Here is a 21912-nt window from a genome sequence, read left to right as displayed (position 1 = left end):
CCGACCTTTTCTTTACACTCGCGTAAAATTTTTGCCGTTTTTTGGCGGTTTCCCGACCGAAACTTTACACGTCTGCGCAGTTTCTGCCGTTTTATCGCCTTAATCCAACCGAAACTTTACGTCGCTGCACAGTTTCTGCCGTTTTTTCGCGCGCAAACGACTTTTTCTTTACGCGCCTGTAAAGTTTCTGCCGTTCCGATCAGTCGCCTAGCCTAAATTGTTGCTCGCATAATTGTGCGCGAATCACGCCATGGTGTATAATTGCCATTTGTTGCCTCGGTAGCTCAGTGGATAGAGCACCACTCTCCTAAAGTGGGTGTCGTCAGTTCGATTCTGATCCGGGGCACTTTTATGTGTGGATGTTGTGCAGTTTATATTTGTGCAATGGTGTTGTGTGCTGTGTGTAGTTTGCCTATTTTTTTGTTGACAAACATTAGTTTCTTTTGTAAAATCGAAATGTGATGAAGCCAGGCAGTGTCTGGTTCGCAAAGAGCCAATCAAGTAATTGATTGGCTCTTTGTGCATCTAATAGCGGGGGATTGGTGGGGATTATGGTTATTTATAAACCTTTTACTACTATCAAGCAACAAATAGAATTGCTTAAGTCTAGAGGAGTAAAGTTTGGTGATGAGTCTAAAGCTATGGAAATACTTGAAAGAGAAAGTTACTATAGTGTTGTGAATGGGTATAAAAATCCATTTCTTGAGTCAAACAATTCGAATAAATATGTTCAAGGAACAAAGTTTGAGCACATTTATTATCTTTTTAAATTTGATCGTGAACTTCGCAGTGTTATCTTTGCGGCTACAACTAGAGCAGAGGCATTATTAAAATCATCATGTTCGTATTGTTTTAGTAAGACGCACAATAATGAAGTTAATGCTTATCTTAATGAAACTAATTATGAAGATCCAGAGGGATCACTTACTTTAATTAATACATTTGCTCGAATCATCGAAAATAATACATCAAATAATCAAAAATTAAATCCAGGGAAAGAATATATACGCCATTGCATTGATATTCATGATGGTCAAATTCCATTATGGGTTTTATCTAATGATTTGACTTTAGGACAGATATTCTGGTTTTATCAAAAACAGACCGATTACGTGAGAGGTTTGGTTGCTAAAAAATATACTGAACTTTATAATTCTTCACACTATTCTCAAAAAAATATTAGGTCAATAAAAATTGATTCTACTTATAGAAGAATTAAAGAGTTCAGAAATATTTGTGCGCACGATGAACGTTTGTATTGTGCTAGACCGCATAGTGATAATGCAACAGTCTTTCAGCTTATTAAAGATTTCGACATATTATTAGAAAGTAGCTATTATCTAGAGTTTTTAGAGAAGATTGAGAAATTATTAAGTGCGCTTTGTGATAAAGTGCCAAATTGCTCTAAGAATGTTATTGAATGCATTGGAATGTCTAGTATTAATGAATTTTATGATTGGAAAAATAAAATTAAAGAAAATATTATCTTGGATGGTAACTTGCCTGTTCCCAACGAAGCAACGCTTAAGGCTATGAATCACGCTAATCAAATTATAGATGGCAAAATTTCTGAAGATGGCATTGTTTTTAGCAATGCTAATGAAGCTAAAGCATTTTTGGATAATATGTCATGAAAATTATTCGCGAGTCGCGAGATCCTTCCTAATGTTAGGGGATAGTGTTAGATTATTTCTAACTTAAGCGATGATCCGTTATCGGCGGGGAGTTTTCGGAAGAACGGCGAGGATTTGTAAGATTCTCGCTTATTAGAACCGACGGGGTTGGCCCGTACAGCCAAACACGAGAGGCTATGAGAATAGTTCGATTGCGTTACGCACTTGCGTTACGCACGTAATTTACGTAACTTGCGCACTTGCGTTACGCATTGCGCTACACGTTACGTAATCATCTTATAGCAAGCGAGGTGGTACCGCGGCAGTAACTGTCGTCCTCGCAGGGAAATATTCACCCTGTTGAGCGAGGAGAGCACAGTGAGCGAATCCACTAATCCAGCAGCAAACGCGTCCGAAAATACGTCCGAAAATACGTCCGCAAATCACGTATACCCAAAGGTAAGTGTTTCAACATCAACGCAAGAAACCGCCGGCGCGCAAGTTGCACCAAATCCTTCCTTCCCAAAGCTTGAAGAATCAGTTCTCCAATACTGGGATGCAAACAACACTTTCCGCAAGTCAATCGAATACCGCCCGTCCGGCAAGGGTAGCCAAAACGAGTTCGTGTTCTTCGACGGCCCTCCATTCGCAAACGGTCTTCCTCACTACGGCCACCTGCTCACAGGCTACGCAAAAGACGTCGTTCCGCGCTATCAGACTATGCGCGGCCGCAAAGTAAACCGCGTTTTTGGTTGGGATACTCACGGTCTTCCTGCAGAGTTGGAAGCGCAGAAGGAGCTCGGCATCGAGTCGGTTGAGCAAATCGAAAAAATGGGTATCGCAAAGTTCAACGATGCTTGCCGTGCCAGCGTTTTGAAGTACACGAAAGAGTGGCAAAACTACGTGCATCGTCAGGCTCGCTGGGTTGATTTCGAGCGCGGCTACAAAACGCTGAACATTCCATACATGGAATCCGTAATGTGGGCATTTAAGCAGCTTTACGATAAGGGCTTGGCTTACAAGGGCTACCGCGTGCTTCCGTACTGCCCGAAGGACCAAACTCCACTCAGCGCGCACGAGCTTCGCATGGATGCGGACGTGTACCAGAATCGCCAGGATACAACCGTTTCCGTCGCCGTTAAGCTTCGCGACGAAGCCGACGCTTACGCAGTATTCTGGACCACTACTCCTTGGACTGTGCCAACCAACTTCGCAATCGTAGTTGGAGCAGACATCGACTACGTGGAAGTTCGCCCAACTGAAGGCAAGTTTGCTGGCAAAAAGTTCTATATCGGTAAGCCTTTGCTCGGCTCCTACACTAAGGAACTTGGCGAAAACTACGAAGTTGTGCGCGAACTTAAGGGCGCTGAGATGGCAGGTTGGCGCTACTACCCAGTATTCCCATACTTTGCAAGCGAATCTGCGCTCGCAGAGGGCGGCACTCCTGGTCCTAACGCTTTTACTATTTTCACTGCAGATTATGTTGACACTGCTGAAGGTACTGGTCTCGTTCACCAGGCTCCTTACGGCGAGGACGATATGAACACGCTTAACGCGCACGAAATTCGTAGCGTTGACGTGCTCGACGCAGGCTGCAAGTTTACAAGCGACTGCCCAGATTACGAAGGCTTGTACGTTTTTGACGCGAACTTGCCAATTTTGCGCAACTTGCGTGCAGGAGACGGTCCGCTTGCTCAAATGCCGGAAGATCAGCGCGCGTTGCTATTCCAAGAAAAAAGCTACGTGCACAGCTATCCTCACTGCTGGCGTTGCGCAACTCCGCTTATTTACAAGCCTGTTTCTAGCTGGTTTGTGTCTGTTACGAAGATTAAGAAGCGCTTGCTTGAGCTTAATCAGGAGATTAATTGGATTCCTGGAAACGTTAAGGACGGTCAGTTTGGTAAGTGGCTTTCTAACGCGCGCGACTGGTCGATTAGCCGTAACCGCTTCTGGGGTTCGCCAATTCCAGTGTGGGTGAGTGACGATCCAAAGTATCCTCGCGTAGACGTGTACGGTTCGTTGGAAGAGCTTAAGGCTGATTTTGGCGACTATCCGCGCGATGACGACGGCAATGTGAATATGCACCGCCCGTATATCGATCGTCTTACTCGTCCAAATCCAGACGATCCTACTGGAAAGTCGCAAATGCACCGTATTACGGATGTTCTCGACTGCTGGTTTGAGTCCGGTTCCATGCCTTTCGCGCAGTTCCATTATCCGTTTGAAAATAAGGAATTCTTCGAAGAGCACTTCCCATGCGATTACATCGTTGAATATATTGGTCAGACTCGCGGCTGGTTCTACACGCTTCACATTATGGCTACGGCGCTTTTCGACCGCCCAGCCTTTAAGAACGTGATTTGCCACGGCATTGTGCTTGGTTCCGACGGCCAGAAGATGAGTAAGCATTTGCGCAATTACCCAGATGTGAATGGCGTTTTCAACGAGTACGGTTCTGACGCAATGCGCTGGTTCCTCATGTCTTCGCCAATTTTGCGCGGTGGCAATTTGATTGTTACTGCAGACGGAATTAGGGATACTGTTCGTCAAGTTATGCTTCCAGTTTGGAGCTCGTACTACTTCTTCACGCTGTATGCGAACGCTGCAAACGGTGGTAAGGGTTACGATGCTCGTCGCCTTCGCGCGGATGAGGTTGCAGGACTTTGCAACATGGATCGTTATTTGCTTGCTCGCACGCGTTTGCTTGTTGAGCGCGTAGAAAAGTGCTTGAACGAGTTTGCGATTAGCGATGCTTGCGCAGCAGTTGGCGATTTTATTGACGTGCTTACGAATTGGTATATTCGCGGCAGCCGTGACCGCTTCTGGAATGAAGATGAGACTGCTTTCAACACGCTTTACACTGTGTTGGAAGTGTTCATGCGCACTATTGCTTCTCTTGCTCCTATGGAAGCTGAGGCTGTTTGGCGCGGTCTTACCGGTGGCGAATCCGTGCATTTGGCTGATTGGCCTTATTTGGTGGAGCCTGAAATGCTTTCGGATGGCGAGAAGAACCCTAAAGCTGGCGAAGTAACCGAGCTTGGTGCTGTTCTTGCGCATGACGACGCTTTGGTTGCTGCTATGGATAAGGTTCGCGAGGTTGTTTCTTCTGCGCTTTCGCTTCGTAAGGCGGAGCAGTTGCGCGTGCGCCAGCCGTTGGCAAACTTGACGGTTGTTGCAGAAAATACTGCTGCTGTAGAGCCTTACGAGCAGGTGCTCGAGCGCGAGCTTAACGTGAAGAATGTAACATTCTGCACTTTGGAAGACGCAAGTAACCACGGTTTGAAGATTGTTCACGAGCTTAAGGTGAACGCGCGCGCTGCTGGTCCTCGTCTGGGTAAGCAAGTGCAGTTTGCTATTAAGTCTTCTAAGAGTGGCGATTGGCGAGTTGACGAATCTGGCGCTCCTGTTGTTCAGACTCCAAACGGCGAAGTTGCGCTTGTTGAAGGCGAATATGAACTTGTAAATCGCGTTGAATCTTCGGATGCTCAAGCGGCTGCGAATACGGCTTCTGCTGCAATGCCAACTGGCGGTTTCGTTATGCTTGACACTGCTTTGACTAGCGATTTGCTTGCTGAAGGTTACGCTCGCGATGCTATTCGCGCTGTTCAAGATGCGCGTAAGGAGAACGGTTTGGATATTAGTGACCGAATCGCTTTGACTTTGAGCGTGCCAGCTTCGGACGTTGCTAAAGTTGAGCAGTTCCGCGATTTGATTGCGGAGGAGACTTTGGCTACGAGCTTCGAGGTTGTTGAGGCTGATTCTAACGCAACTGAGCTTAGCGTAACTCTTAAGCGTGCGTAAAACACAACTAACAGCTAATTAACTAAACAAAAACGTGCCGGCGTACAATTCAATACGTCGGCACGTTTTTGTTTTATCTCTAGTTTTATTTGACTACCGTGTTGTAGCTACTCTAAAGAATTTCATTATTCTCAATATCCATTCAGGCATAATAAAAGTGACGTGCTTTTGTTCGTTCGAGTGGTTCTCTATAATTGGATGCTCCAAATCAAAGTATTCAAGTACGTCTTCACCGTTATCGAATTTTCTATCAATTTCTTTTCCGCTTATTTCTTTACTTTTTGTGGTGTTTTTCATAATATTGTTCCTCCTTCTTTCGTGATCTTCTTACAGAAATAATACGAATTCGATTATTTCTTTTTGTTATTACTGCAGTCCAATGTTTGCTGTCTATCTTTCCAAAAACTAAGTAGCGAGAGTCATCATTGCCTGAATTTTTGGATTTGATTTCAGTTATTTCATTATTCCAAAGTATTTGAGCTTTTTTGAAACTGATACCATGTTTAGCTAAATTTTTTAAGCTCTTTGCAGGATCGTACTCAAAATTCATACTCACCTTCTATCGTCTATTTTAACGTAAAATAGCATCAATTGAAACTATTTTTAATGATTGTTGTTTTGTATTAAGTATCGTAAATGCTTTAAGTCGGCTTTCCTAGATTTTTTACGCATTGTGGTTAAAGGCTATTTATAGAAGCAAGCTCAATGCGACACTCTACTTCCTAAAGTTCTATGGGTTCCTATAGTGTCGATAAGACAACAATACAAATTTTTACTCGATTTGTATTTTGCGTTAATTTATATTGCATGATATTCAAAAAGAAAGTGCAGGTGACGAAATGAGTAAAGATGAGAAGGGTCGGTGTATTTCGTTCACGCTATAAGCGTGATTCATCTAGCGTCACCGTTCCTACTGGAAATAATTCTGGCATTATTGCAGGAAGTATAATTATTGCAATATTCGTGATTTTGGCAATTTTCGCCGATGCTTTTACTGCAATCACTGGCAATAATCCTTATGATGAGCATCCAGAATATTTAGATTTTAATTCTGTTCCAAAAGGCTTTGGTGGAATTAGTTTCCAGCATTGGTTTGGTGTTACGCCACTTCGTGGTCTTGATATTTTTGCAATTGTGGCTCATGGCGCTCGCGTATCTCTTGGAATTGGTATCGCTTCTACCATAATATCGCTATTTCTTGGCATCATAATCGGCATGATTGCAGGGTATTTCAGTGGTTTTGCTGATGCTTTGCTTTCGCGCACAATGGACGTGTTCTTCGGATTCCCGTTCTTGATTTTTGCGATTGCTTTATCTGCTGTTGTGCCACAAGATTTTCCGCGTCCACTTTTGCTAATACTTGTTTTAGGATTTTTTGGTTGGCCAAGTATTGCTCGTTTAGTTCGTGCTCAAACTCTTACGCTTAAATCCCGCAATTTTGCAGTTGCATCTCGCGTAATGGGAGCTGGTATGTGGCATGTTCTTCGTGAACAAATAATGCCAAATATGATGCCGTTGTTGCTCGTAAATATAACGTTCCTTATTCCTGGACGAATTGGAGCTGAAGCTGCGTTGTCTTTCCTTGGCGTTGGTATGAATCCGCCTTCTCCTTCGTGGGGTCGCGCTATTGCAGAAGCTGTGCAATGGGTTTTAGTTGACCCATGGTATTTACTTTTCCCTGGAATTGCACTGTTCTTGCTAACTTTCGGTTTTAATCTTGTTGGTGACGGTTTGGCCAGTGCTCTTCAGCCGCGAGCTTCCAAAAAGGCGGTGACGGAATGAGTAACAAGCAAAATACTCAAAATACTCAAAATATGCAGAATGCGCAAAGCGCGCAACAAAATATAATCAATACGCAGAAAATGAGCAGTAATCAATCTGCTGCCAATTCGCGAATAATCGGCAAGATTTTCGATTTTCTTGTTTTTATTGGCAAGCGTTCAGCAAGCTCGGTACTTGTTTTAACACTGATTGCAGTTGTATTATTCCTTATTTTCTTTATGCTTCCAGCGAATCCTGCGCAACTCGCTTGCGGAAAGCCGTGCACTCCTGAGCGTTTGGCTCGAGTTTCCGCATTTATGGGCACGGACGCGCCTTGGTATGAGCAGCTTGGAAACTATATTCGTGGAATATTTTTTGGACGAGAATTTGGAACTAATTCTGCATTCTCAGGAATTTCAGCAGCTGATGCTGCTGGTGCCGCCGCCGGTTCTGCCGCTAGTGCCGCCGGTGCTGCAATTATCTGCTCGTCTCCATGCTTAGGCTGGTCATTCACGCTTAACGAACCAGTCACAGATCTTATTATGAGTCGTTTCGCTGTGACTGCTTCTTTGGCGATTGGCGCTGCATTACTTTGGGTAATTATTGGTGTAGTAACCGGAGTGATTTCTGCTTCTAAAGAAGGATCGCTTTTTGATCGTGCATTTAGAGCGCTTTCGTCAATTGGGATTTCGTCTCCTGCTTACCTGATTGGTATGCTCGCGATACTTGCTTTTGCAGTGTATTTGCCGATTTTCCCTACAGGCGGTTATGTGAATTTTTCGGATAATCCTTTAGGTTGGCTGCAGCATTTGCTACTTCCGTGGATTGTTTTGGCGCTTCTTAACGCCGCTTATTATACGCGACTTACTCGTGCTCATATGCTTGACGAGTTGCAACAGGATTATATGCGCACTGCCTTGGCTAAGGGTATGCCGCGAACGAAAGTTATAACTCGTCACGCTCTGCCTAACGTAATGCTTCCTGTGCTAACAATGTTTGGCTTGGATTTAGGCGGTTTGCTTGGCGGTGCTGTGATTACTGAGAGAGTTTTCTCTATGCAAGGGTTGGGTTCGCTACTTCTTGATTCTGTTAAAAATCTTGATTTGCAAGTGCTGGTTGGTGTGACGCTTTTTGCGGCTGCGCTTGTGATTGTTGCGAATCTTATTGTTGACATCTGTTATCGCTTCGTCGATCCTCGTGCTGCAGTCTGTTAGTGCTTTTCGAGTGCAATTGTTAGTGGGCGAGTCCTAAGCGCTTGCGTTTGCTTGATGCTGATTGTGTCAGCTCGCTCACTTTTTCTCAAGTTAAAAAACGTTAAATAGCGTATGCGCGAGTTTTAAAGAATTAAATTTTAAATAGAAATATTAAAGAAATAAGGGGATTATTATGTTCATTTTCAAAAATACGATTTCAAAGAAAATCCTTGCTTCAACAGCAGCTTTTTCACTACTTACAATTTCGCTACTGTCACTTTCAGCTTGCACAAATTACAACTCGGGGAAAACCAGTATTACGAACGCTTCCGTGCTAAATTCTAATCCTAAAAAAGGCGGAACTCTTACAATATTTACGTCAAATACGAATATGAATTTCGATCCAGCTCGCAGTCAGGGTTTGCCAATTACGTCAAATAATTTCATCTTCCGCGCGCTTACTACGTGGAAAGTAAATCCGGATTTAAGCAAGCAAACGCGCGTAGTTCCAGATTTGGCAACGGATACTGGCACAACAAGTGACGGTGGAAAAACTTGGAAATACACTCTTAAAAAGGGTGTTAAGTATGAAGATGGAACCGAAATCACTTCGCACGATATTAAATTTGGCATTGAGCGCTCGTTTGCAGATTCGTTAAGCGGTGGTTTTGGATATCACAAAACTCTTCTTGTTGGAGCTGAAAACTATAGAGGACCATTCGACGGAAAGTCGCTTGATTCGATTGAAACTCCAGATAATCAAACGATTATTTTCCATTTGAAAGCACCTTTTGCAGATTGGCCGTGGGTGACATCTTTGGCTGCATTTGTGCCGGTTCCAACTAGTTCAGGCGATGCTCAGACATATAGTAAAAAGCCGAAATCTTCAGGGCCATACAGGATTGTGCAAAACGAAGTTGGAAAGCAAGTTGTAATGCAACGCAATAAGTATTGGGATCCCAAGCTTGACAGCACTCGCACAGCTGCTACAGATGAAATCGTGTGGAAACTTGGTTCGGATACTACTGTTTCAGCTCAGTCTATGATTCAAGGAAATACGGATACAAAAACCGCATTTTTGGCTGATTTTGTGCCGCCTGCTCAGCTTGCGCAAGCTCAAGCGCATCCTCAATCTCGCAAGTTGCTAACTACTAGTAGTGATGGTGCTCTTGAATATTTGGCTATTAATACGCGCAGAATAACGGATATCAATATTCGAAAAGCGATTCAGTATGCTGTTGATAAGCAGTCGTATCGCACTGCGAAGGGCGGCGAAATTGCTGGAGGTTTTGCTACTACGCTTATTACGCCTGGTATTTCTGGCCGAAAGCAGTTTAATTTGTATTCTGAAGATCCTCGCGGGAACGTTGAGAAAGCTAAACAACTGTTGAAAAAATCAGGTAAAACTGATATTAAGTTGAGCCTTATTGCGCGTCCGGATCAAACGCAAGTGGCGTCTTCTGTGCAATCAAGCTTAAAGCGAGCTGGTATTAAAGTGACGATTAAAACTGTTGACGCAGTAAACTTTACGGACGCAATTACGTCAAATTCCGGAGATTACGATTTGGCTTTGGCTTCGTGGCAGCCTGATTTTCCTTCTGCTTTTGCCAATTTGGGACCGCTTTTTGATTCTTCGCAAATTGGCGGCGGTAACTGGAATATTTCTCGTTATTCGAATCCTAAAGTAGATTCTTTAATTCGCGAAGCTGTGCAAACTGTTGACGAGAATTCGGCGCATAAGCTGTGGCAAAAGGCGGATCGCGCTATTATGGAAGATTCTCCTGTTGTTCCGCTTATTTACTCGCATAACACATTTATTCATGGAAGCAGTGTTGAGAATTTCTACATCGGAAGTTTTCCTGCTTACCCTAATTATGCAGCTGTGTCTTTGAATAGGTGATTGAAGATGACGAATTTGGATGCGCAAGCTTCATATGCTCAAGCTTTGGATAATGCTGTTTCAGATGCTCAATCTTCTGATGTACAAGCTTCGGATGCGCAAGCTTCAGATGCGCGTAAAAAAATTGTTATAAGCGTTGAAGATTTGTCGGTTTCGATTGATGGTAGGCAAATTACGCGCAATGTTTCTATGCAATTGCGCGCCGGAATGGTTTCTGCGTTAGTGGGCGAGTCCGGTTCTGGAAAGTCACTTACTGCGCTTGCGCTTATAGGATTGCTTGAGAATAATGCGCGTGTTGAAGGGAATGCGGCGCTTTTTAACGCTTCGGATACTAACGAATCTTTTATAAATTTGCTTAGCGAAGATGCCCCATATGAGCATGTTCGCGGTGGCATGATTGGCATGATTTTTCAGGAGCCGTCCAGTGCGTTTAATCCTGTGAAAACAATTGGCAAGCAAATAGAAGAAGCGCTAATATATCATCCTGAAAAAGCAGGAAAACTTAGCCAAAGAGAGCGTAAGAAGCGTGTGATTTCGCAGCTTCTCGAGGTTGAGTTGAGTGATGCTGAGCGCGTGTATCGTTCTTATCCGCATGAGCTTTCTGGCGGCCAACTTCAGCGTGCGATGATTGCGATGGCTTTAATAAATCGTCCACAAGTTTTGATTGCAGACGAGCCTACAACAGCGCTCGACATCACAACGCAACGAGATATTTTACGTCTTATACGTAATTTGTCGGAGAAATTACATCTTGCTGTGTTAATTATTACGCATGATATGAGTGTTGTGCGCGCGCTCGCGGATGAAATGTATGTAATGCAAGGCGGGAATATTGTGGAATCTGGCGAAGTTCAGCATATTTTTGCGAATCCTAAGCACGAATATACGCGAACTTTGCTGGATTCTGTTCCGAAATTTGATATGCAATATGCTTCAAGTGGTGATTCTTATGAAAGTATAGAAGAAGTAGCGAAAGCGATTGCTAAGAATATTTCTAATAATATTGCTGAAAATATTTCTAAGAATATTTCTGAATCTCCAGAATCTGAATCTCCAGTAGTTGAAGTTCAAGGCGTAAGTGTGAAGTATTCGCATGCTCGTTTTAGCAAAGATTCAAATAAGCTCGCTCTCAGTGACGCAAACTTGCGCATTAACTCTGGCTCTACACTAGCTTTAGTTGGGGAGTCTGGGGCTGGAAAAACCACTATTGCAAAGCTTATTTCTGGGCAAATCAAACCAAATTCTGGATTAGTGCTACTTAATGGAGAAAACTTAAACAGATTAAACAGTAAAGCTCGCCGCCAAGCATTATCGCGAATTGGATACGTTTTTCAAGATTCAGGTTCCGCACTAAATCCGCGTAAAACCATTGGTTGGAGTATTGCAGAACCATTACTTTTACACACGAATCTTGATGCCAATGAGCGTTTAGAGCGCGTTGAAGAAATGCTTAATCAAGTACAAGTGCCAGTCGAATTCGCAAACCGTTTTCCTCACGAGCTTTCCGGAGGCCAAAGACAGCGCGTAGGTATTGCGCGAGCGTTGATTTTGCAGCCTTCTCTGCTTATTGCGGATGAGCCAACTTCTGCGCTTGACGTAACAGTGCAACGTCGTGTACTTAACTTATTACATGATTTGCAACAAAAATACCGTTACGCATGCTTGTTTATTACTCATGATGTTGGCGTTGTGCAGGAAGTTGCTAGCGAAGTTGCCATAATTAGAAATGGCAGCGTTCAATATATTTCGTAGTATGTTTTCCTAGTATGTTGAGGCTCGCCATTACGATAGTAAGCGTTTTTAGGAGGTAGCTTATGGCATCGTCGGCAGCAATTGGTGTGTTTGATTCGGGGCTTGGAGGCATTTCCGTAGCTTGTCAGTTGCATGCTGCTCTGCCGCATGAGCGAATTGTTTATTTCGGCGACTCTGCAAACGCGCCATACGGCATTAAAACTCCTGAAGAAGTTAAAAAGCTAAGCTTTGCAATTGTCGAGCATTTTATTCGCCTAAATGTAAAAGCTGTCGTAATTGCCTGTAATACCGCCACTTCCGCAGCTGTGAACGATTTGCGCGCGCATTACAATATACCTATCATAGGTATGGAGCCGGCGCTTAAATTAGCTTGTGATTTAGGCAAAGGTGAGCCTCAGCGCGTAATCGTAGCTGCAACTCCTCTTACTCTTCGCGAGCGCAAGTTTGCGGATTTGCTGCAACGTTTTTCGCAAAATAACACGATTTTTTCGCAGCCTTGCCCTGATTTAGTGCGTATTGTTGAGCGTGGGGAGCTTAATAATCGTGATGTAGTTTTTGCTGCTCTTCACAAGTATTTCGACGAGTATGATTTAGACAGTATTGATTCGGTTGTGCTTGGTTGCACTCATTTTGTGTTTTATAGGGATTATTTCCGCGAGTTTTTGCCTGAGCGCACGAATATTGTTGACGGCAACGAAGGAACTATTAATCATTTGCGCAAAATATTGGAACTTAATAATGAGCTTGCAAGCGATTCTCAAGAAGGCAGCATAACTCTTACTAATTCGGATACAAGCTTGCGTATGCAAGAACTTGCGAAGAGCTTGTGCTGAAAAATTTGTGCTGAAAAATCTTGCGTTAAGATCTTTCGTTAAAAATTTCGCGTTAAAAATCGCTCTTACTTAGCCAAAAATAACTTTAGAATATTGGCACAAAATCAAAGTAAGCAATGCCGCAACCCAAAGCACGTCTATTAGCAAGTCGTATCGCAAGCGGTAGTAGCTTTCAACCAAGCTAAAACGCTTAACAAGTAACTTTTGCGAACTTACGCTTGCGTGAGTCAACGATATAAATTGCATTGTTGTGGAGAACATAAGCACAATGCACCACGGGCATAACGCGTGAATTACGAACATAGATTGCGAAAACAGCCAGTAAGCATAGGCGAGCGCGCATAATCCGCCAAGCCAAGTGCAAATTGCGAACCATCGCGGCACGCGTACGCGAATCATTCCAATAACTGCGAGCGTTACGAATACGCTTTCTGCAGCAATTCCAAAGAATGCGTTTGGGAAACTTAATTCGCCAAATTTCACAATTTCTGCCTGCCAAGTTTGCGCAACTCTAGAGCAGGATACTACGGTGTTGAAGTCGCAACTGAGCAGCTTATTAGGTTTGCGCGCTAAAGCAAGAGTTTCAGCAGAAAGTATAAGCGAAGTTACGAGCGCTACCGCAGAGAAAAATAGCATAACGCCATACGTCCATACTGCAGAGTGCCTCCATCCGCTAAGTGTTGTTTCATAGTTTTCTTTAGCGGCGTCAGTTTGCTCCATTGCTGCTCCTAAAATTTACTAATTGCGAACAATGCTAATAATAACAAATAATAGCAAATAATTATGTGTGTATATTCATTTCTCGTTACATGGCACAGTTTACGATGATTATATGACCGCAATAAGCAACAACCAGCGCGACGCATCAAATCATGCTAGCGATAGCAACTCCAGCATGATGAATTTTGCGCGCGAACGCTGGGATTTGCACTGTCATACTGTTTATTCAGACGGCACTGCAACTCCAGAAGATTTAATTACGCAAGCTAAAATCGTTGGTTTGCAAGGTGTTGCTATTACTGATCACGACACAACTGCAGGATGGCATGATTTTCAAGAGGCTGCTAAGGCTTCGAATATGCCAGTATTATTTGGTTCGGAGATTACTGCGCAAGACTCAAGCGTGTTTGTGCACATGCTCGCATACCAGTACAATCCGCAAAATAGCATGATTGTGAGCATGTTTGAGCTTACTAGGAAGCGTCGTTTTGATCGCACAAAGCGTATGGTTGAACGTATATCGTGCGATTTTCCAATTACTTGGGATGACGTTTTGGCTCAAGCGAAGCTCGGTGACTTAACTACAATCGGGCGGCCGCATATCGCTGATGCTTTAGTAAAAGCTGGCGTGTATAAAACGCGTTCTGAAGCTTTTGCTGGGCCTATTTCTCCGTGCAGCCCGTACTATATACCAACTCCTTCTCCGAATGTTCGTGAAGTTATTGAGGCTGTTAAAGATGCTGGAGGAGTTGTTGTTATTGCGCATCCTGCTGATCCTACGCGTAACCGCGTGCTTCTTTCGGACGATCAGATTATATCGTTTGCTAAAGCTGGTCTTGACGGTTTAGAAGTGTATCATCGCGGAAATTCTAAAGCACAACGTGAAAGACTGCTTTCTTTAGCGAGTAAGTGCGATTTGCTTGTGACGGGCGGCTCGGATTGGCATGGCTATGGTAAGCCAAATCGCTTGGGCGAAGAAACAACAAGCCGCGAAGTAGTATCGGAAATACTCTTGCGCGGCTATAAGCTCTAAAACTATTTATTTATTTATGTTGCTGTAAAGTTTTTGCCGTTTTTTCGCACGTAGCCGGCTTTTTCTTTACACACGTGTAAAGTTTCTGCCGTTTTTCGCGGAATTTCGTTATTTTAGTTGAGCGCGCCGAAGCCTACTGAATGCTTTGGCGTATCGCCGATTAGCGCGTAAGACAGCGACGAAGCTGAGACCATAATAGTGCGCCCATTTACGTCCGTAAACTCAAGCATATCCTTGGAATCGTCAATCACTTTGCGCACTTCTTCTGCACTTTGGTTGGTTTCAAAATCGATGGAATCAGAAACGTTTTTTACTCCTAAAACAACTCGCATGCATGCTCCTTTTGCTTTATTTTTTATGCTATTTATCGTTTTAATTAGTACTTAGTATCTACTTCAGCGTTTACTTCAGTATTTACTTCATTTAATATTTAGCATTTTCGTGTATTTATTTTAGTCTAAGTCTGCTTGTGCGTCGCGCATCGCTCGTTCTTCACGCTCTAGCAGAGGGATGATTACGGTCTCTGGTTTATCGTCATCTTCTCGCGTATTTTTTTGTGCATCTTCAGAAAGTTTTGAGTCCGAAGAAGTATTTGAGTCCGAAGAAGTCTCGTTTGCGCTATCAACCTTACTGTCGCTTTCAGCTATAGCTTCATCCTTACTATCAGCAACCTCAGCGCCACCAGCGTTATTGACGTTTTCAGGCTCATCATTAGCATCGCTATCAGCAGATTTACTCATTGCAGTTTGCACAATAGTTTCCGCGGTTTCGTGTGCTGTTTGAGTTTCTACATGAGTAATTACTTGAGTTGCTGTGTCGTCAGCGAGTTGTGCTGCTTTTTCAGCTTCCTCAGCGTTAGCTGCGTGTGTTCCAGCATACTGAACTTTGCGCTCATGAGTATCGTCGCTTATAGTTTTGTTGCTATCGTAAGTTTCGTCTTGAACGTTATTTAATTCAGTATTTCCTTCTGAAGTAATGTCTCGCTCGTTAGTTTCGTCGCTATTTCCAACGTTTAGTTGATTTTCAGCAGAATTATTCTTAGAAATTTGGCGACTTTGCGTATTGTCATTTTCAAGAAGCGTTCCGACTGTAATAGTCGAGGCAGGATTTCCTGCAGCGCGACCAGTTTTAGCAGCTTGTGCATTGCTAATGCGACTAAGCTCGTGCGCTAAACGCTCAACTTGAGCCTTAAAACGCATAATACTGGTGTTATCTGCACGTTGCAAAGCTTGAACAAAATCGCCAACTTGTTCCATTTGCAACCACAAGTTTGCGCGAAGCATAATCAAACTATCTAAACGAGAACCCATAATTCTACCGTATGCAGAAAGCACTGCGTTTCGGCGCTGCTCGTTAAGTTTTGCAAAAATCCAAGCCAAATCGCGCGCAGGATCGTTAATTTGCATTCTTTGCCAATTTGTTACAGCAGTAATCGTTGAGCCGGCAAACAAAATGTCGCCATCCATAAAACCGCCGTGTACTGGGCAAGTTTCAAATGACCACAATCCTTCAGTTTCCAACACTCTCGACCAACTGTCAGTAATTTCGGTTGGAATATGACCGGCTTGACGAAGTCTTTTAATCCAACCGGTTAACTGTGCTCGAATCTGACCAGTAGTAAAAGCAGGGTATTTTCCGCGCGTCACAAAAGTAGGACGCAAGCGATGAATAGCGCCGATTGCAGTTCCAACATTTGCGCAATCGTCGGTAGTGAGAAGACGCAAGTCGCGAGCGCTACCTTCAAGATGCTCGCAAACAAGCACAGTGTCTTCATCGTTGTCGTTGGCAATAATGCTTGACATTCGTGTAGATTGCTGTTGCGTAGATTGCTGTTGCGCATATTGCTGAGTGCCAGCAACTGTAGAATTTCCAGCGGTTGCATTATTTGCAACATTTCCAGCGTTATTATTGGCATCTTCGCGTTTTCCTGGCATAAACGTGAGCATAGTGTCGTAGGCGAATCCTAAAGCTGCCAAATCTTTACTGTGCTCAAGAGTCCATGCTGCACGAGCTCGGTCACGCAAACGCTTGCGACCTTTACTATCTGCACTGATAAAAACGTCGTAAAGCTTACCGGAAATATCTTGCACAACGGCGTGAGAAATTCCAGCCGCGGTATCAGTGGCATTAACTTGCTCACTTTGGCGTGTTCCTGCAAACTGTACTTCGGGCATGGCTGCAGATGCCAGTGCTGCCAACTTGAATCTACTGAGTTGTGTCACACTCCCACAGTAATACAAAGCACCGAAATTTTGCCAATTTTTTGTAAGTTATACACATATTTTTATTCTTGTTGCGTAAGCGTTGTTATTGCTGCAACAATAGAATTATGAATTCTTCACCAGAAACTTCGCAAGTGACTTCTAAAACTTCGCAAGTGACTTCTCCAGAAGCACTTTTAGACGGGTTGGATGATTCGCAACGCGAAGCTGCTACCGCGCTAGAAGGGCCTGTGCGCATTATAGCTTGTGCAGGAGCTGGTAAAACGCGCACTATTACGCGCAGAATTGCGTATGCTTGCGCTACTGGTAAGTGGGATCCTGAAAGAGTTTTGGCAGTTACTTTTTCTGTAAAAGCAGCTGCGGAAATGAGATCGCGTATTGAGGCTCTTGGTGTAAGTAATGTTGGATGCGTTTCAACATTTCATTCTGCGGCTTTGCAACAAATTCGCAGCGTGTGGAACGACGTCTGTTCAGCACAATTTCCGTCAATTATGAATGATTCTCAGCAAATCATAGCTTCTGCGCTTAAGCGTTATCCGGATTTTGCAGACATGACTTTGTTGCAAACTCGCGATATTTTGGCAGAAATTAATTGGGCGAAAGTTTCGCTTATTGCGCCTGACGATTACTTGCGTGTGTGCGCTTCTACGCACCGTTTGCCTCCTGCAGGTTTAGAGCCGCAGCAATTTGTCGATATATATGAAGCTTACGAAACCGAAAAAAATGCGCATAATTGCATAGATTTTAACGATATTCTTCTACTTTGCTGCCATATTTTACGAAATTTTCCGGAAGCTGCGAACCGTATTAAGCAATCAATCGGATGGATCACAGTTGATGAATATCAGGATGTGTCTCCTTTACAGCACGAATTATTGCGATTATGGATGGGGCAGAATCGCGATATTTGCGTAGTGGGCGATCCTGCGCAAACAATCTACTCGTTTGCAGGTGCGAATAGTTACTATTTGCTTTCATTTCCGCAAGAATTTGCTCCTCTTGGTGCAGATATTAGTTTGAATACTGACTACCGCTCCACAGAACGCATCGTAGGTCTTGCTAATAGAGTGCTTGCGGCTTCTGCGCATAAAAAGGATTACGTAAAAGTTAAAGCGGCAACAAAAGGTGGCGTTCGCGTTAGTCAGCAAGTTTTTGCAACCGATGTTGAAGAAGCTTTGGGCGTGGTTGAGCAAATTGCAAAACTTGTAAAAAGTGGCGTTGCACATCTTGGGGAGTGCGCAATACTAACGAGAACCAATGCTCAACAGCAAGTAGTTTGTAAAGCGTTAAAAGCAGCAAAACTTCCGTATCGCGTGAGAAAAGATGTGGGGTGGCAGCGAAATGTTTTAGAGGATGCGCAAAGCTATGGTGCTCAAGGTATTTCTGACGTTTTTGCATCTTCTAATATTTCAACTGTTACTGTTTCAACTATTCATGCTGTTAAAGGTTTAGAGTTTGCGCATGTCTACGTAATTGGCTGTTCTGAAGGGCTTATTCCTTTTGGCTCTGCGGCTGATGACAGTGCTTTGGAAGAAGAGCGCAGACTTATGTACGTTGCAATAACTCGCGCAGAAAAGACTTTGCATCTTTCTTACGCTTCTAGAAAAGACAGTGGAACTGGCATGAATCGCGTGCCTAGCCGCTTTCTTGCTTAATCTCGCGGCATAAATTTTACGCTCGTGTAAAGTTTCTGCCGTTTTTTGGCGCGTAGCCGACCGTTTCTTTACGCGGCTGCACAGTTTCTGCCGGATTGAGTTGCGTAGCCGGCTTTTTCTTTACGCGGCTGCACAGTTTCTGCCGGATTGAGTTGTGTAGACGACCTTTCCTTTACATGGCTGCACAGTTTATGCCGTTTTGTGCGTTGAGGTCGATTATTTAGCTGGATTGTTGTTGGATCAGGAGTTTTACAGGAGTTTTATTCGCCGTCAGCACCAGTTTCTTCGGAATTACCGGTTTCGTTACCGGTTTCGTTACCGGTTTCGTTACCAGTTTCGTTGCCAGTTTCGTCGGAATTACCGGTTTCGTTGCCGGTTTCGCTGTTTTGCTTCTTTTGGCGCGCATCCTCTTCCAAAAGCTTGCTAAGTTCAGCATCCCAATCATTTGTGCCTAAATCGTCTTCTGTTAATTTTTCAAACGATTTTTCGATAGGCGCATTTTCGATAGCGTTAGCAGTATTTTTGTTACTTTCGTAACTGTCTGCACTTTCGTGACTTTCGCTAGTTTTTTCAGTTGCTTCGCTAGATTGATTAGACTGAGTTTCTGTTGCATTTTTTGCAGCAGTTTCCGTTGCATCCTCAGCATCGATTTCTTTCGTAACTTCGTTACCTGCGTTACCAGCGCCGTTACCAGCGCCGTTACCAGCGTCACCTGCGTTACCTTCATTACTAGCGTCTTTCGTAACTTCGCTAGCTTCCGGCAAAGTTGGCAATAAATCTGGATGACTCCACAAGCTATCTCGTTCTTCAATACCGCGCTCGCGAGTCAACTTTTCCCACAATTGCGATGCTTCGCGCATACGACGAGGGCGCAAATGCAAACCAAGTAACGATTCAAACGTCACTTCTGCAGGTCCTCCTGCAGCTCGCTCGCGACGCATCATCTCTCGCAACTGCTCAATGTGCACAATATGAGCCATTCCAGACTGCCATGTAACGCAATCAACCCAACCTTCAACAAGCGCAAGTAGAGTTTCCAAACTATGCAAAGCTTGACGCTGCTCTTCAGAATCATTGCTGCCAATATTTTGCAAATTAACAGCTCCCGAAATTGCTTCCGGATTCATTGTTTCCACGTCGCGAAGCTGTTCTTCCATAGCTTCTAAATCAATGCTTATTCCGTTTGCGTACTTAATAATCAGCGCTTCAAATCGTGGCATAAGCCATGGCACGGATGCAAATAATCTTGCGTGTGCAGCTTCTCGCAAAGCCAAATAATTCATGACTTCTGTAATATCCAATTCCCACACTTTTGCATACTCAATGCAATTATATGGAATTAATCCTCCTGCAGGATTTTGCAAAAGCGCAAGACCTTGATCAAAACTGCCGTGCACTTCGTGTGAAAGTGCTCCAGCTGCTTGACCTAGTTGCATAGCAAACGAAGTGTTTCCAAGCAGTTTCATTAGTTGCGCTGGATTATTCATTCCTTCAGGCAGCGGAATTGGCACAACTCCTGCAAATAATCCTTTTACTTCAGCATCATCCACATCGCGGAATCGTTCTTCAATAACAGAAGTGAGTGCTTCATTTACTGATTTTGCAACAGGATTAGCGAATTTAACCCACGCTTCCAGCGTTTTTTCTACCCAATCAGCTCTAGACAATACTTCTGGCGTTCCAGGAGCAGGATTGAAATTGCACGTTATATCTAGCCACAAGTTCGCTTGGCTTAAAGCTCTTCGTGTGGCATCTGCTACGTCTGCATTTACATTTCCTTGATCGCCATTAGCGTGCTGTAGAGCAATAGATTGCGCTAATTTGCGATTAATTGGCCCTTCTTCAAGTGTTGCTTCCATTTCGTACGGATTATTAAGACCACCTGCGCTGAAAGCTTGCATCATTCCGCGAACTTCGTCTGGTTTAGGAAGCTTATCTGGATTCTGATTTAAGAGTTGTTCGCGTAGCTCAAAAGGAAGCTGATCAAGTTGTTTCCATGCTTCTTCTCCTTGTATTGGCCCAAAGCATTCAATGAGCCATTGGTGAATTGCATCGTCATTCATGAGCGTATCCTTCTCGTGCCACGTGTTGCATAATTTACAGTTTTTATTTTTATACGTTTCGTATCTGCATGTATTTATACGTATTTTATAAGTATTTATACGTATTTTACACGTCTTTATATGCGAGTTTAGCGCATCTTCTTAATAAAAATATTTTTTAATACAAATATTCTACTCGATAATATGGTTTTATGCGCTACAACTTGCACGCAAATATATTTTAAAGCAAAACTATATAGGGCTTGTGTCATGATACAAGCATGTTTCGCTTTTCTACAGGTACTAATGTATTCCGTGCGTGTTTTAGATTCTTGCGCTCGCTGCTTCACGCTTTAGTTTCGTACATTACTTCTCATTCTTTGCGATATTTTGCAGGATTCTTTACAGTAATTGTTGCGATTTTTGCGTTGTCACTTCCAAGCGCATACGTTGTAGAAGAGCCTGGTCCAACGCAGGATGTTTTAGGATCCCTATCAAATACTCCTGTGATTGATATGTCTGGTTCTCGAGTAAAAGAGAATCATGATACTGGTAAGTTATTGTTGATTACTGTAAATGTTTCTGGTGTTCCTGGATATGAGGTTTCAACATTTTATTCATTGATTTCATGGATGGATCCTCATAAAAGTTTGTTACCTCGTGAAGCTATTGTGCCAGTAGGGCAGAGCGCTGAAGAGTATGAGAAGGAATCAACTAACGAGATGGATGATTCGCAAAGCCTTGCTCAAAATGTTGCGTTGCAGTACGCGTCTAAGCATCTTGGAATTAAAAAAGAAGATGTAAAAGTTCGTTTACATATTGAAGATATTGGTGGACCGTCTGCCGGAATGATGTACACTCTAGGAATTCTTGACAAGCTTACTCCTGAACAAGAAACTGGTGGTAATACGATAGCTGGAACTGGAACTATTGAAAAATCGCAAAAAATTGGTGCAATTGGTGGTATTCGTCTAAAGATGATTGCAGCTAAAAGAGATGGAGCCACTTGGTTCTTAGCACCTTACGATAATTGCAATGAAGTTATTGGGCATGTGCCACAAGGTTTGCGCGTTGTAAGTGTAAAAACATTGGATGATGCTTACAAAGCGTTAAAAGCTATTGGTTCTGGTCGTGGGGCAGATAAATTGCCAAGTTGTAATGTGAAATAAAAAAGAAATAAATAAAAAAGAAATAAATAAAAAAACTAAATAAAAAAACTAAATAAAAAGAAATAAATAAAAAGCAGAAAGTGGGCGATGAGGGACTCGAACCCCCGACATCCACCGTGTAAAGGTGGCGCTCTAGCCAGCTGAGCTAATCGCCCGTTCGCAACAAATTAAAAACATACATGATGGTGTGTACGAATGCAACGTGTGGCGCGCGTCGT

Annotated in this window: 16 protein-coding genes and 2 tRNA genes; 11 read left to right on the top strand and 7 right to left on the bottom strand. The window is 43.4% G+C overall.

The genetic code is table 11. The features are described 5' to 3' along the window. The first annotated feature begins 273 nt into the window (after nt 1-273). The 3 genes from AC1EKT_RS04360 to ileS all read left to right on the top strand — a co-directional run bounded on the left by AC1EKT_RS04360 (nt 274) and on the right by ileS (nt 5414). Nucleotides 274-346, top strand: a tRNA-Arg gene (locus AC1EKT_RS04360). Nucleotides 347-551: 205 nt separating this feature from the next. Continuing rightward, entirely contained in the window at nt 552-1634 is a 1083-nt protein-coding gene (locus tag AC1EKT_RS04355) for an Abi family protein (RefSeq protein ID WP_415683569.1), read from the top strand. Nucleotides 1635-1991: 357 nt separating this feature from the next. Further along, nucleotides 1992-5414 carry a mupirocin-resistant isoleucine--tRNA ligase gene (gene ileS / locus AC1EKT_RS04350; protein WP_481616053.1) on the top strand — a complete coding sequence of 1141 codons (3423 nt, stop codon included), beginning with the start codon at nt 1992-1994 and terminating at the stop codon, nt 5412-5414. A 93-nt stretch (nt 5415-5507) separates the two neighbouring features. On the opposite strand, the gene AC1EKT_RS04345 is transcribed toward ileS, so the two are convergent. Both AC1EKT_RS04345 and AC1EKT_RS04340 read right to left on the bottom strand, forming a co-directional pair. Beyond that, on the bottom strand, nt 5508-5711 hold the full coding sequence (locus AC1EKT_RS04345) for a hypothetical protein (RefSeq protein ID WP_415683395.1): 204 nt from the start codon (nt 5709-5711) through the stop codon (nt 5508-5510). Continuing rightward, nucleotides 5689-5964: a BrnT family toxin gene (locus AC1EKT_RS04340; protein ID WP_004110572.1), complete on the bottom strand. Its 276-nt coding sequence runs from the start codon at nt 5962-5964 to the stop codon at nt 5689-5691. The genes AC1EKT_RS04345 and AC1EKT_RS04340 overlap by 23 nt, the downstream gene beginning before the upstream one ends. Before the next feature lie 299 nt (nt 5965-6263). Here AC1EKT_RS04340 and AC1EKT_RS04335 point away from each other — a divergent pair, with 299 nt between their 5' ends. The 5 genes from AC1EKT_RS04335 to murI all read left to right on the top strand — a co-directional run bounded on the left by AC1EKT_RS04335 (nt 6264) and on the right by murI (nt 12853). Further along, nucleotides 6264-7196: an ABC transporter permease gene (locus AC1EKT_RS04335; RefSeq protein ID WP_481616052.1), complete on the top strand. Its 933-nt coding sequence runs from the start codon at nt 6264-6266 to the stop codon at nt 7194-7196. After that, on the top strand, nt 7193-8389 hold the full coding sequence (locus AC1EKT_RS04330; RefSeq protein ID WP_481616051.1) for an ABC transporter permease: 1197 nt from the start codon (nt 7193-7195) through the stop codon (nt 8387-8389). The genes AC1EKT_RS04335 and AC1EKT_RS04330 overlap by 4 nt, the downstream gene beginning before the upstream one ends. Nucleotides 8390-8561: 172 nt before the next feature. Then, the gene (locus AC1EKT_RS04325; protein ID WP_415683398.1) at nt 8562-10268 is read left to right on the top strand and encodes an ABC transporter substrate-binding protein; all 1707 of its coding nucleotides are present in this window, start codon (nt 8562-8564) and stop codon (nt 10266-10268) included. A gap of 6 nt (nt 10269-10274) precedes the next feature. Further along, nucleotides 10275-12020 (top strand): nickel ABC transporter ATP-binding protein NikE, encoded by a 1746-nt coding sequence (gene nikE, locus AC1EKT_RS04320; protein ID WP_415683399.1) that lies wholly within the window; start codon nt 10275-10277, stop codon nt 12018-12020. Between the two features lie 62 nt (nt 12021-12082). Then, nucleotides 12083-12853, top strand: coding sequence for a glutamate racemase (murI, locus tag AC1EKT_RS04315; RefSeq protein ID WP_415683400.1), 771 nt, complete (start codon nt 12083-12085; stop codon nt 12851-12853). 69 nt (nt 12854-12922) lie between these two features. On the opposite strand, the gene AC1EKT_RS04310 is transcribed toward murI, so the two are convergent. Beyond that, entirely contained in the window at nt 12923-13573 is a 651-nt protein-coding gene (locus tag AC1EKT_RS04310) for a vitamin K epoxide reductase family protein (RefSeq protein WP_415686994.1), read from the bottom strand. Between the two features lie 175 nt (nt 13574-13748). Between AC1EKT_RS04310 and AC1EKT_RS04305 the strand changes: the two genes are divergently transcribed. After that, nucleotides 13749-14606 (top strand): PHP domain-containing protein, encoded by an 858-nt coding sequence (locus AC1EKT_RS04305; protein ID WP_415687028.1) that lies wholly within the window; start codon nt 13749-13751, stop codon nt 14604-14606. Between the two features lie 113 nt (nt 14607-14719). On the opposite strand, the gene AC1EKT_RS04300 is transcribed toward AC1EKT_RS04305, so the two are convergent. Both AC1EKT_RS04300 and AC1EKT_RS04295 read right to left on the bottom strand, forming a co-directional pair. Next, entirely contained in the window at nt 14720-14938 is a 219-nt protein-coding gene (locus AC1EKT_RS04300; RefSeq protein ID WP_004573894.1) for a DUF3107 domain-containing protein, read from the bottom strand. A gap of 120 nt (nt 14939-15058) precedes the next feature. After that, the gene (locus AC1EKT_RS04295) at nt 15059-16780 is read right to left on the bottom strand and encodes a phosphotransferase (protein WP_481616050.1); all 1722 of its coding nucleotides are present in this window, start codon (nt 16778-16780) and stop codon (nt 15059-15061) included. A 155-nt stretch (nt 16781-16935) separates the two neighbouring features. Between AC1EKT_RS04295 and AC1EKT_RS04290 the strand changes: the two genes are divergently transcribed. Continuing rightward, nucleotides 16936-18483 carry an ATP-dependent helicase gene (locus tag AC1EKT_RS04290; protein WP_481616049.1) on the top strand — a complete coding sequence of 516 codons (1548 nt, stop codon included), beginning with the start codon at nt 16936-16938 and terminating at the stop codon, nt 18481-18483. Between the two features lie 260 nt (nt 18484-18743). Here the strand turns inward: AC1EKT_RS04290 and AC1EKT_RS04285 are convergent, their stop codons facing one another. Continuing rightward, nucleotides 18744-20546 carry a zinc-dependent metalloprotease gene (locus AC1EKT_RS04285; protein ID WP_481616048.1) on the bottom strand — a complete coding sequence of 601 codons (1803 nt, stop codon included), beginning with the start codon at nt 20544-20546 and terminating at the stop codon, nt 18744-18746. 260 nt (nt 20547-20806) lie between these two features. Between AC1EKT_RS04285 and AC1EKT_RS04280 the strand changes: the two genes are divergently transcribed. Further along, complete coding sequence (locus tag AC1EKT_RS04280) at nt 20807-21694, top strand: YlbL family protein (protein WP_481616047.1); 888 nt, start codon at nt 20807-20809, stop codon at nt 21692-21694. A gap of 81 nt (nt 21695-21775) precedes the next feature. Here the strand turns inward: AC1EKT_RS04280 and AC1EKT_RS04275 are convergent. Then, nucleotides 21776-21849 (bottom strand) — tRNA-Val (locus AC1EKT_RS04275). Nucleotides 21850-21912: the final 63 nt, after the last annotated feature.

The sequence above is a fragment of the Bifidobacterium sp. C0047B3 genome (assembly GCF_056590535.1).
The sequence above is the reverse complement of the archived record's forward strand: the minus strand, read 5'-3'. Positions and strand labels throughout refer to the sequence as shown.

Bases quoted from the DNA above. Each gene is read 5' to 3' on its own strand.
- AC1EKT_RS04285 (WP_481616048.1), bottom strand. From the start codon at position 20,546: ATGAATGACGATGCAATTCACCAATGGCTCATTGAATGCTTTGGGCCA.
- AC1EKT_RS04340 (WP_004110572.1), bottom strand. From the start codon at position 5,964: ATGAATTTTGAGTACGATCCTGCAAAGAGCTTAAAAAATTTAGCTAAA.
- AC1EKT_RS04280 (WP_481616047.1), top strand. From the start codon at position 20,807: ATGTTTCGCTTTTCTACAGGTACTAATGTATTCCGTGCGTGTTTTAGA.
- AC1EKT_RS04300 (WP_004573894.1), bottom strand. From the start codon at position 14,938: ATGCGAGTTGTTTTAGGAGTAAAAAACGTTTCTGATTCCATCGATTTT.
- AC1EKT_RS04310 (WP_415686994.1), bottom strand. From the start codon at position 13,573: ATGGAGCAAACTGACGCCGCTAAAGAAAACTATGAAACAACACTTAGC.
- AC1EKT_RS04295 (WP_481616050.1), bottom strand. From the start codon at position 16,780: ATGCCCGAAGTACAGTTTGCAGGAACACGCCAAAGTGAGCAAGTTAAT.
- AC1EKT_RS04325 (WP_415683398.1), top strand. From the start codon at position 8,562: ATGTTCATTTTCAAAAATACGATTTCAAAGAAAATCCTTGCTTCAACA.
- AC1EKT_RS04355 (WP_415683569.1), top strand. From the start codon at position 552: ATGGTTATTTATAAACCTTTTACTACTATCAAGCAACAAATAGAATTG.
- AC1EKT_RS04305 (WP_415687028.1), top strand. From the start codon at position 13,749: ATGATGAATTTTGCGCGCGAACGCTGGGATTTGCACTGTCATACTGTT.
- AC1EKT_RS04345 (WP_415683395.1), bottom strand. From the start codon at position 5,711: ATGAAAAACACCACAAAAAGTAAAGAAATAAGCGGAAAAGAAATTGAT.
- nikE (WP_415683399.1), top strand. From the start codon at position 10,275: ATGACGAATTTGGATGCGCAAGCTTCATATGCTCAAGCTTTGGATAAT.
- AC1EKT_RS04290 (WP_481616049.1), top strand. From the start codon at position 16,936: ATGAATTCTTCACCAGAAACTTCGCAAGTGACTTCTAAAACTTCGCAA.
- AC1EKT_RS04330 (WP_481616051.1), top strand. From the start codon at position 7,193: ATGAGTAACAAGCAAAATACTCAAAATACTCAAAATATGCAGAATGCG.
- AC1EKT_RS04335 (WP_481616052.1), top strand. From the start codon at position 6,264: ATGAGAAGGGTCGGTGTATTTCGTTCACGCTATAAGCGTGATTCATCT.
- murI (WP_415683400.1), top strand. From the start codon at position 12,083: ATGGCATCGTCGGCAGCAATTGGTGTGTTTGATTCGGGGCTTGGAGGC.